The organism is Tractidigestivibacter sp. (genome assembly GCF_057241865.1).
The window spans coordinates 1-10413 of sequence record NZ_DBHHPX010000057.1 but is presented as its reverse complement, the minus strand read 5'-3'; the positions used below and the strand labels follow the sequence as shown (position 1 = coordinate 10413).

The window sequence follows — 10413 nt, the reverse complement described above, 5'->3', positions numbered from 1 at the left end:
CGGCCGGCGGTCCCCGCATGCGCGGCATCGCTCTCCCGGATCCAGGCATGCATGGCCTGCCCGGAGGGATGTCCGAGCCTGCGGATCGCGAGGGTCACCTTCCCACCGCATTCCTCGGGGACCTCGAGCGCTCTCTTCCTCTGCCCTGGCGCAAAGCTCATTGCGGACTCCTGACCGGACCGTATCTGGTCCAACTTTTTGTCCGCATGCCCTCGTGTCGTAAAAGTTGGTGTAAGCGCCTGAGCTGGGCGAGCTGAAAAGGGACGGCCGCCGCCCTAGAATCTGAGATCACCAGATAGGCAGGTTCGGGGAAAGGGCGACGACCGCGATGGGAATCGTACCAGAGGCAGCGCCGGCCGCGATGGGGATGCCGAGGTTCGAGGGCGGCTGCACCAACATGCGGGGGCTGATAGGGCAGCTCACGGGATCGGTGGCCGACGAGACCATGGGCGCCGAGGCCGGCCAGATGCGCGCCGCCTCCCCCAACAGCAGGAACGGCTGCCGCGAGAGGAGGCCCAAGACCCGCGCGGGCGCCATCGCGCTGGGGGCTCCCAAGCCGAGGAGCGGCAGCTTCTTCCCCGACGACGCGATGGAGCGCTGCCAGAGGGCGGGCAGGGCGCTTGTGGCAGCGGTGGCAGGGACGTGCGCCACGGGCGCCTCGGCCCGCAGGGCGCGGAGGATGGCGGAGAGGATGGGCGTCGGCAGGCCCTCCAAGGACCAAGCGGGCGCTATCGCCCAGGGCCCCGATGCTGACGTGGAGGAGCCGCTCGAACGGGACCTTTCGTCTCCCAGGACACCCTGCCTCTGGCTCGACGCCGCCTGCGTCAGGTGTCGCAGAGGCGCCCATGTGGCCTCCACCGCCGTGGTCACGGCCATCGGCCGCGGCGGGCGCGGCTGGAGACACGTGCCGGGAGCGTCGGTCGCCGGCGACGAGCCCTACGATTCCCGGGTGGCCTTCCTCAAGGGCATCAGGGGGCGTGGCGCCCACGGGGCCCGGCCCGTCACCTCCGACGCCCACGGGGGCCTCAGGCGCGCCATCCCCGAGCGGTTCCAGGGGGCTGCCTGGCAGAGGTGCGCCGTCCATCTGGAGCGTGACTGCGTGCGCGAGGCGAAGGCACGCCAGCTCAGGGGGTGCGTCGCCAGGATAATCGCACCCATCTCCCATGCCAAGGACGCCGAGGTGGTCAGGGCGATGCACCGCCTTGCCCCAGAGATGCTCGGGAAGTGCCGCCCCAAGGCGGCCCGTATCGTGGGTGAGGCGGAGCCTGGCGCCCTCGCCTGCCTGGGCTTCCCCGCCTCCCACTGGAAGAGGACGAGGACCAGCGACGCCCAGGAGCGCGCCAACCGCGGGACAAGGCGCCGCTCTCGGGTGGTGCAGGTCTTCCCGAGCATCACTTCTCTTGAACGCTTGGCTGGAGCTGTGACGTGCGATGAAGGCGAGCCCTGGAGTGAGCCACGCTACTTTGCAGAGCCCAAGATGGCAGAACTCCACAATGAGGGGGGTATCCGACGCACTACCAAGAAAACGCCAGGGCAAGAAGATGAGCTGCGAAATATAGCGCGAAAGGCAATGGAGGCAAGCCTGGAGCTTGCAGGCAGGCTGGAGGCAGCATAGGATAGGCAACTGAGATCTCAGATTCGGACGGCGACTTCTCCTTGAGGCAAACGAACCGCTACACCAACATTTCCGACACTACCAATAGAATCGTTCCCATGACCCAAGCTTTCATTAAAACGAGGAGTGGAAATGGCTTCTGGATTCGGCATATCCGCAGACGTGCTCCCCATATTCAACTATTCGAACGCCCAGGCGCTGCAGTGTCCCATGCGCTCGCTCAGCGTCGCGGACGAGACCGACAACGACGTCCGCGACGTCCTCATAAGGGTGGACTCCGCCACTGACCTGCTCACGGACCAGGACTTCACCGTTCCGTCGATTCCCGCGCACACGACCATCGACATCGACTGCTCGAGCGTGGTTGTTGACACGAAGCGTCTCCTGCAGCTGACGGAGCGCATGACCGACAACGTCCACATAGAGGTCCGGAAGGGCCAAGATGTCCTTGCCACGGCAGACTACCAGGTCGTCTTCTTCGCTTTCGACCAGTGGCTGGGCACGCCCGAAACGCTGGCGGCGTTCGTGACCCCCAACCACCCCGCCCTCTCGCCCGTCATCGTGAGGGCTTCTGCCCTGCTGCAGGAGTGGACTGGCTCCTCCTCGTTCGAAGGCTACCAGTCGGGAGACCCCAACCGCGTCCGCCTCCAGGCGGCAGCGCTGTTTCGCGCCTTGCAGGAGCAGGGTATCGTGTACGTCGGTGCGCCCGCAAGCTTCTCCGCCGGGCAGCGCGTGCGCATGGCCGACGCGGTTCTCAGCCAGCACATGGCGACCTGCCTCGACTTCTCGTGCCTGTACGCCTCGTGCATCGAGGCGGTCGATCTCCGGCCCTTCATCGTGCTGATCAAGGGTCATGCCTTTGCCGGAGTGTGGCTCGAGGAGTCCACGTTCCCAGAGACGATAGAGGAAGACCCCGCTTCGATCTCCAAGCGCTTCCAAAAGGGCGTGAACCAGCTCACCGTGGTCCAGGCGACGATGATTGCCCAGGGGTCCAAGGCGAGCTTCGACGATGCCGAACTCTCGGCCCGCGAGATGGTCGAGCCGAACGACTTCGTGTGCGCGGTCGACATCACGCGCGCCCGCTACGCCCAGATCATCCCCCTGCCCGTGCGCGTCTTGGGTGATGGTGGATGGAGCGTGCAGGCGCCAAAGGTCGACCTCGGCGCTGCCGTGGCGCCTGATGAGAAGCACGTCTCGACCGCGGTCCTTGATGTGGCGGGCGAGAAGAGGACCAGAAAGCAGCTGTGGGAGAGGAGCCTGCTCGACCTCTCCATGCACAACAACCTCCTCAACATGAGGCCGGGAGCACGCGTCATGCCGCTCCTTGTGCCGTCCATCGACGAGCTGGAGGACTTTCTCGCCCTCGACAACGACATCGTGATCGCCCCGAAGCCAAACGAGTTTCCCGACCTTGAGGACGCCGCCACGAGCGTGATCAACGTGTCCGAGGCGGGAAAGCAGCTGCTTCGCAACGAGTTCAAGGAGGGGCGCCTGCGGACCGCGTTCTCGCAGTCGGTGCTGCAGAAGAACCTCACCAACCTGTTCCGCTCGTCTCGCTCGTCACTCGAGGAGACGGGCTCCAACACGCTCTTCCTCACCCTTGGGACGCTCAAATGGGTTGATGCCAAGCGCGGGGGCGTCGCGCGCCTTGCTCCCATCATGCTCTTCCCTGTGGACATCATCAGGAAGTCTGCGCGGGCCGGCTACGTCATGCGCCTTCGCGATGAGGAGCCCCAGGTCAACATCTCCCTGCTCGAGATGCTCCGCGTGGACTACGGCATCTCCATCAACGGCCTCGACCCGCTTCCCACGGATGAGGCGGGAGTCGACACGAGGCTCGTTCTCAACACCGTCCTCGACAAGGTCATGGACCAGCCGGGCTGGGAGGTGCTCGAGAACGGCACCATCGGTCTCTTCTCGTTCTCACAGTTCGTGATGTGGAACGACATCCGCAGCCGCGAGGACGAGCTGCGCCATAGCAAGATTGTCGACTCCCTGCTCGAGGGGCATCTCACGTGGAAGCCCGAGCCCATAGACCCGAACGAGAAGGTGGACCTCTCGTGCTTGCTGCTTCCGGCGGAGGCAGATGCATCGCAGATGCTCGCAATCAAGAAGGCCGCCATCGACGACCAGAGCTTCGTGCTGCATGGCCCTCCAGGTACCGGAAAGTCCCAGACAATCACTCTCCTCATCGTGAACGCCCTCGCGCGTGGGAAGAAGGTGCTCTTCGTCGCTGAGAAGATGGCTGCCCTCGAGGCCGTCGAGTCCCGTCTCGCTCAGCTGGGCCTCTCGCCGTTCTGCCTCGAGGTCCATTCGACCAAGGCCACGAAGAACCATGTCTTCGAGCAGATCAAGGCCGCGTCCGAGATTGGCGTCGCGAGAAAGCCCGAGGTCTACGCCAGCAAGGCGAAGGAGGTGCGCGAGCTCAGGGGTCGCCTCGACCGCTATGCCAGCGGCCTCGAGCGTCGTAATGGTGCAGGGCTCACGCTGCGTGAGCAGATATGCAACTATGTGGAGCTTGCCCGTGACACGAGGCCGATGGACGTGAGCCGCGAGTTCGTCGAGTCCATCGACGGGAGGGACGACCTCGCGCGGAAGCTGAACGCCGCCGAGCGCCTGCTTGCGCAGGGCTCGGCATACGCGCCTGCAGGGACAGCCCCCTTGCGGCCGTGAGCGGCACAGAGTACTCCCAGACGCTGCCGACTGAGCTGCCAGGCTTGCTCGACCGCTATGAGCTTGCCCTTAAGGCCCTCGGAAAGACCGCTGCCGAAGCCGTCTCCCTCTTCGGCCGACTCGTTCCCGTCACACGTGACGACTACGCCGCGCTGCGGTCGGTCGTGGACGCGCTCATGGGCGCATTGACGCTGCCGAGGGCCTGGCTTGTCCGCCCCGGACCTGAGCAGGCTGGTGGAGGACCTTGCGGTGGTGCTCGCCGACAACGAGGAGCTCTTGAGCGAGAGGGGCAAGATCCTGTCTCGCCGCACGGAGGCGTTCCTCGAGCTCGATCCGCAGGTCATACGGCAGGAGTGGCTGGATGCCAACTCCAAGGGCGTGCTGCGCCGCGGCAAGGCCGTCTCGATGGTTCTCTCCAAGCTCTCCCTCTGCTCGCGCGAGCCCGTGAGGAAGGAGGACGTCTCCGCCTTCCTGGAGGACCTCGAGGGATGGAGCGCCGCATCCGCGGAGTTCGAGCGGATTAGGGAGCGCATGGGCTCCTACCTTGAGAGCTTCACCCACGTGGACGGGTCGGTCGACTGGGGCGCCCTCGCGTCTGCGGTCGCGGCCACGCGCGAGCTCATCTCGCGCCAGACGGACGCCTTGCAGAGCCTGCGCCAGCTTGCGGGCGAGGGCGACCTTGGGGAGGCGTTCCAGAAGGTTGGCGAGCTTGGTCGTTGCCTGGACAATGCCTGTGAGGCAGGACAGGAAGTGGAGAGGCGAATAGGGAAGCTCTCCAGCAAGGGAGAGGACTGGCTTTCCGGACAGGTCTCGGCCTGCCAGGGCGTCAAGGCAAGCATGGATGGGATGCGCGGGTGGATGGGCTGGAATGCCGCCCGTGCTCAGGCGCGCTCCCTGGGGCTGGGCGTCCTCGTCGACTACCTTGACGACCATGCGGTGGGCGAGAAGACCATGGACTCGTTCGAGTGCGGCATCTACCGGACCATGGCAATGGCAAGCCTGGACGAGACCGAGGGCATGAACGCCTTCACCGGCTCGCGGTTCACCGAGGTCATCCGGCAGTACTCCCGAGCCGACCAGCAGCTTCGCGAGCTGGCACGGCAGGAGATCTACTACGAGGTGGCATCGAGGGTGCCCGACCTCACGGGAAGCGACGGCACCACCCCGCAGGCCGTCCGCCTGCAGCGCGCCCTGCGCAGCCGTGGGCGCAACGTCTCCATCCGCTCCGTCTTCTCTGACTGCGGCGACCTGGTCTTCTCGCTGTGCCCCTGCCTTCTTATGAGCCCCCTCTCTGTGGCGCAGTACCTCGAGCCCGGGGCTGACCAGTTCGACCTCGTCGTCTTCGACGAGGCATCGCAGCTGCAGACGTGCAAGGCGGTGGGTGCCCTGAGCCGCGCGCGCGAGGCGGTGGTGGTGGGCGACCCAAAGCAGATGCCGCCGACGAGCTTCTTCCAGGGCAAGGTGGAGGACGAGGACTTCGAGGAGGTGTCCGACCTCGAGTCCGTGTTGGAGGACTGCCTTGCGCTCAACATGCCCCAGACGTTCCTGCGCTGGCACTATCGCAGCAGGCACGAGAGCCTGATCGCGTTCTCCAACAAGCGCTTCTACGAAGGACGCATGCTTACCTTCCCCTCGGCGGACGACCGCACGAGCCATGTGACGTTCACGAAGGTCGACGGCACGTTCGAGCGTGGTGGCAGGCGCGTGAACCAGGCGGAGGCCGTGGTCGCGGAGATCGTGAGACGCTCCAAGGACCCCGAGCTCTCGCACGAGAGCGTGGGCGTGGTCACGTTCAACATCCCGCAACAGTCCCTCATCGACGACCTGTTCCAGGCCGCCTGCGCCAAGGACCTAGCGCTAGACGCATGGGCACATGGGGGAGAGGAGCCGCTCTTCATCAAGAACCTCGAGAACGTGCAGGGCGACGAGAGGGACGCGATCCTGTTCTCGGTGACGTACGCCCCGGATGCGAATGGGCGCATGAGTATGAACTTTGGTCCCATCAATCGCGAGGGCGGCTGGCGGAGACTGAACGTTGCCGTCACGCGTGCCAGGTCAAGCATGGAGGTCTTCTCGTCCATCGAGCCAACCGACATCGACCTCAACCGCACCTCCTCTTCTGGCCCGGCCTCGCTGAAGGCCTTCCTGGAGTATGCGAAGCGGGGTAGCTTTGGCTCTGTGAGCATGGCCGAGATGCAGGCGGACGAAGCGGACGACGTGATCGCGCGCGAGCTTTGCGAGGGGTTAGACAGGCTCGGCTATCGCACGAGGATGAACGTGGGGAGAAGTGCGTATCGAGTCGACGCGGGCGTGGTCGACCCTGCTGATGACGGGCGCTACCTTGCCGGCATACTGCTGGACGGACGCTCGTACCAGATGTCAGGCACAACACGCGACCGCGAGATTGCCCAACCCGTGCTGCTGCGACACCTGGGCTGGGATGTGACGCGCGTCTGGGCAATCGACTGGTGGGAGGACTCCGAGGCGGTCATGGAGCGGCTGAAAGCGTTCCTTGAGCGCGTCCTTTCCGAGCGCGGGGAGGAACCTCCCACACCCCGTGCACCCGAGAGCGCTGAGGCAGAGGAGGCCGAGAAGGCTGAGGAGATCGTTCCGTCACAGGAGCCGGAGCCTGGGGCGTCCCAGGCCAATGAGAAGGTCGCGGCGTCCGTGCTCACTGCGGCGGCGCCCGCCGGGGAGACGGAGGCTTCTCACGAGGGGGGCGCGGAGTACGAAGGTCCCGCAGGGCCCGCGAAGTCCGCAGAGCCAATAGACCCGCTCACGAAGCTCATGCCTGACGAAGCAATCCCCAAGGTCGCCGGCCTTCCCCAGGTCGCAGCGAAGGGCGACCCTGCCGTCGTAAGCCAAGGTGACGCAGCAGGGGCCCTGGAGCAAAGTCCCGCAGGCGCTTCAGGCGCAGGACAGGAGTGCGGTCCGCGCTGTCGTCCCTACGTGCTGGCTAACGTTGATGTCTCCGGTTTGGGCGATGACTTTCTCGGCCTCGAGAAGACGCAGGTGGCAGCCCTTCTGGACGACATTCTCAAGGTCGAGGCGCCCATAGAGGAAGGTCTTTTGTACAAGCGCCTCGCGCCTCTGATGGGAATCGGCCGCATGGGCACGCGCATCCGCTCGAAGTGCGAGGAGGGGCTCCAGGCGTCGCATGGGCGCCGCATCACGCAGGCGGGACGCACCATCGTCTGGACCCGTGAGCAAGACCCCAAGGAGTACGTCCTGTATCGTGTGCCTTCGGGCGACGCCGAGCGGCGCTCGTTTGACGAGATACCGTTGGAGGAGATTGCCGCTGCAGCGCTCGACCACATCGAGGCGAACGGCCCCTGCGAGCGTGAGGACCTCGTCAAGGGGACGCTCCATAACCTTGACTACGCGAGGCTGACCCCTGCGGCCCGGGAGTACCTGCAGAAGGGCATCACGCTGGGAATCCGCCGCAGACTGTACCGACGCGAGAAGATGACCTACCTGTTGCCTGGTGCAAGCTAGCTCACGCCGAGAAACGCGGTCAGCCTAGGCCAGACGTCCGCGGCCGCCTGCAGGCCTTGCTTGTAGGCGGCCAGCAGCCGCTCCGGGTCGCGCTCTGCCATGCGCGCGGCGATGGGTTCCTCCGGCCAGATGCAGAGGAGTTCGCCCGCATCGTGAAGGCGCTCGAGCTGGTCGAGTTCGCTCGCGTACTCGAGCGGACGGCCGGCCATGGCGCGTGCCAGCGCGGGGTACGCGGGGTAGCGTATGCGCACGAGTGGCACGGCAGGGTCGTCCTGGTCCGGTCGGTAGCCGCGCGGACGCGTGAGCACCACCACCTGCCTGCCGCGGTAGCGCTTGCGCCCGTAGGCGAAGGGCACGCTGCGCGCGATGCCGCCGTCCAGCAGGAGCTTACCGTTTACGTGCACGGGTCGGTTGGCACAGGGCAGCGCGGCGCTCGCCATGAGATAGCGAGCCTCGGCCTCGTGGCCCTTGTCCTTGGCGAGTACGTGGTAGTCGGGCTGGCCGGTCTCCACGTTGGTGGCGACGCTGACCAACTGCACGGGAGACTGCGAGTACAGCCAGGTTGGGATGTGCTCGAGCTGGTAGGGAATTGTGTCGAAAATGAACTCGCTGCCTACGTAGTCGCTGCAGCGCAGCTTGGAGCGCACGGACATGAACCGCCAGTCGCCGCGGTACGCCATGATCATGCGCGCCGTCTGGCCCGCTATGCCCGACGCGTAGCTGAAGCCGCACGACGCTCCGATTGACACCCCCACCACGGACTCCGCCAACAGGCCATGGTCCAGCAAGAAGTCGACAACGCCGCAGATGAACATGCCGCGCATGGCGCCGCCCTCCAGCACCAGCTGGAAGCGGGTCGTGCGCCAGTGGCGCCAGGCGGGGTCATGCTCGTCCTCCGGTCGGCTGGTGGGCGCGGTTGGCTGGACGTGCATGTCGAGGCTCATCGTTCTTCTCCCTGGGTTCACGCTGGTGCGCTTGCCGGCGTGCGGCGTGTCTCGATTGTAGCTTTGCCCCGCGCACGGCGGTGGGCGAGAATGACGTGCCGTCGCCCGCTCGCGCTCCCGCCACGAGTACGAGGAGCGCTATCCAGGCGTGGTCTGGGGGCACTCTTCGCCAGCAGACGCTACGACCGTACGTTCACCTTCTGCAACGGAGCGGACTCCCATTACGCCGCGCGCGGATTCCGGGCGTTCTTATAGCTTGGGTAGGCTTTAGTCGTTTTCGACGTCACCTCGATGGACGTGCCACTTCTCTCGTCCAATGAGTAAGATTAAGCTAACAATGTGAGCTGTTGGTGATGGTGGTGGGAGGCGATCATGCTCTTCGAGACCTTGGGCGACCCCTCGAGGCCCGCCGTCCTCTTCTTCCATGCGATGGGGGTGACCGGGGCGAGTAGTGGCCCGGTCGCGCGCAACCTTGCGGATGACTTCTTCTGCATCATGCCCACGTCTACGGCCTACTGCCCCGGGCAGCAGTACGTCAGCAAGGTGGACGAAGTCGATCAGGTGGAGCGCTTCCTCGCACAGCGGGGCGTCGACCGCCTGGAGCTCGTGGTCGCATCCTCGCTGGGAGCCGACCTTGCGACTGCCTTCCTGGCGCGCGGCAAGATGCCCGTGGGACACGTCTTTTTCGACGGTGGCCAGTTTGCGCAGATCGGCCTCGGTACACGCCAGCTCATGACCCCGATCCTGTATCTGGCCATCAAGAGCCTGTACTGGTCGCACGGTGGCACGCTCAAGCACATCCTCTGGTGCGACGACGATACCATTAAGCCCTACTTCGTGCAGGCGGGACGCTGCCTCACGTACGGCAACCTGCGGCGCATGATGGCCGACAGCCTCGAGGACGGGCCGCTGCCCACGCTTCCCGCCGACCTGCAGCGACACACGTTCTGGGAGTTTGGCAGCGAGGAGGATCACTTCAAGTACCGTCCTGCCGTGATTGCTGCGTGGCCCCAGGGGAACTTCCCCATCTTCGATGGCCTCAACCACATGCAGTACCAGATTCGCGACCCCAAGGGCTTTGCGAACATGCTTCGCGTGGTGATGGAGAAAAACGAGCTGCCCGCGTTGCCGTTCCTCCGTTGGACGGGGGCCTAGGGCAAGACACGACTAGGGAAACGCTGAACAATTGCGGATGATGGCATCCTTCCGGCCCATGGCAGCTGCGATGGCTGCTGCGGGCCATTCCTCTGCGCGGCACAGCCGGACGCGCCGTCCGCCCGTGCATCCGAGCTGCCGCCCCGGACGCACGCAAGCCCGATTCCGGACGCCTATGCGATGGCAGGCCCCAGGAAGCCTGCCTGCCCTCCCGCACGAGGCCGTGGGCCCCGGTCACGCCGGAGGCGCCGGCCGCCGCGAACGCCTCGGCGACGGCGCAGCCCGTCCCCGCGTCGGTGGCCGCATGGCACCTCATCCCGAAGTGCCACCGGCTGCCCCCCTCCGCCTGGCGCATCTCGGGGTCGCGCGTGCCGGAGCCGTTCCTGGTGGAGCCCGGCGCCTCCGCGACCGTGGCGTCGACGCGGGGGCCGCCGTGCACGGGTGGGCCCCGGCCGTCGGGCCTTCCGCGGATGCCGCCCCCGTGTTAAAGTCAACCCTAAATCTGCCAATCAGGGCAATACATCTGCACCG

General features: G+C 65.8%; 6 protein-coding genes. 5 read left to right on the top strand and 1 reads right to left on the bottom strand.

All coding sequences use genetic code 11. The features are described from left to right. Positions 1-328 precede the first annotated feature (328 nt). The 3 genes from ACO59D_RS12230 (at position 329) to ACO59D_RS12220 (ending at position 7783) form a co-directional block, all read left to right on the top strand. Positions 329-1615: an IS256 family transposase gene (locus ACO59D_RS12230; protein ID WP_485127219.1), complete on the top strand. Its 1287-nt coding sequence runs from the start codon at positions 329-331 to the stop codon at positions 1613-1615. Between the two features lie 132 nt (positions 1616-1747). Next, complete coding sequence (locus ACO59D_RS12225; protein ID WP_485127218.1) at positions 1748-4288, top strand: DUF4011 domain-containing protein; 2541 nt, start codon at positions 1748-1750, stop codon at positions 4286-4288. Positions 4289-4495: 207 nt separating this feature from the next. After that, positions 4496-7783 carry a DUF3320 domain-containing protein gene (locus tag ACO59D_RS12220; protein WP_485127217.1) on the top strand — a complete coding sequence of 1096 codons (3288 nt, stop codon included), beginning with the start codon at positions 4496-4498 and terminating at the stop codon, positions 7781-7783. Here the strand turns inward: ACO59D_RS12220 and ACO59D_RS12215 are convergent. Then, positions 7780-8727 (bottom strand): patatin-like phospholipase family protein, encoded by a 948-nt coding sequence (locus ACO59D_RS12215; RefSeq protein WP_485127216.1) that lies wholly within the window; start codon positions 8725-8727, stop codon positions 7780-7782. The genes ACO59D_RS12220 and ACO59D_RS12215 overlap by 4 nt on opposite strands. Between ACO59D_RS12215 and ACO59D_RS12210 the strand changes: the two genes are divergently transcribed. Both ACO59D_RS12210 and ACO59D_RS12205 read left to right on the top strand, forming a co-directional pair. Then, a complete protein-coding gene (locus ACO59D_RS12210; RefSeq protein ID WP_485127215.1) occupies positions 8668-8982 on the top strand; it encodes a DUF4256 domain-containing protein in 315 nt (104 codons plus the stop codon). The two genes, ACO59D_RS12215 and ACO59D_RS12210, sit on opposite strands and share 60 nt — an antisense overlap. A gap of 117 nt (positions 8983-9099) precedes the next feature. Beyond that, positions 9100-9882, top strand: a complete 783-nt coding sequence (locus ACO59D_RS12205; protein ID WP_485127214.1) for an alpha/beta fold hydrolase — start codon at positions 9100-9102, stop codon at positions 9880-9882. Positions 9883-10413: the final 531 nt, after the last annotated feature.

What these genes read in the sequence shown, in the direction of transcription:
- ACO59D_RS12230 (WP_485127219.1), top strand. Translation starts at nt 329, where the DNA reads ATGGGAATCGTACCAGAGGCAGCGCCGGCCGCGATGGGGATGCCGAGG.
- ACO59D_RS12225 (WP_485127218.1), top strand. Translation starts at nt 1,748, where the DNA reads ATGGCTTCTGGATTCGGCATATCCGCAGACGTGCTCCCCATATTCAAC.
- ACO59D_RS12210 (WP_485127215.1), top strand. Translation starts at nt 8,668, where the DNA reads ATGCTCGTCCTCCGGTCGGCTGGTGGGCGCGGTTGGCTGGACGTGCAT.
- ACO59D_RS12215 (WP_485127216.1), bottom strand. Translation starts at nt 8,727, where the DNA reads ATGAGCCTCGACATGCACGTCCAGCCAACCGCGCCCACCAGCCGACCG.
- ACO59D_RS12205 (WP_485127214.1), top strand. Translation starts at nt 9,100, where the DNA reads ATGCTCTTCGAGACCTTGGGCGACCCCTCGAGGCCCGCCGTCCTCTTC.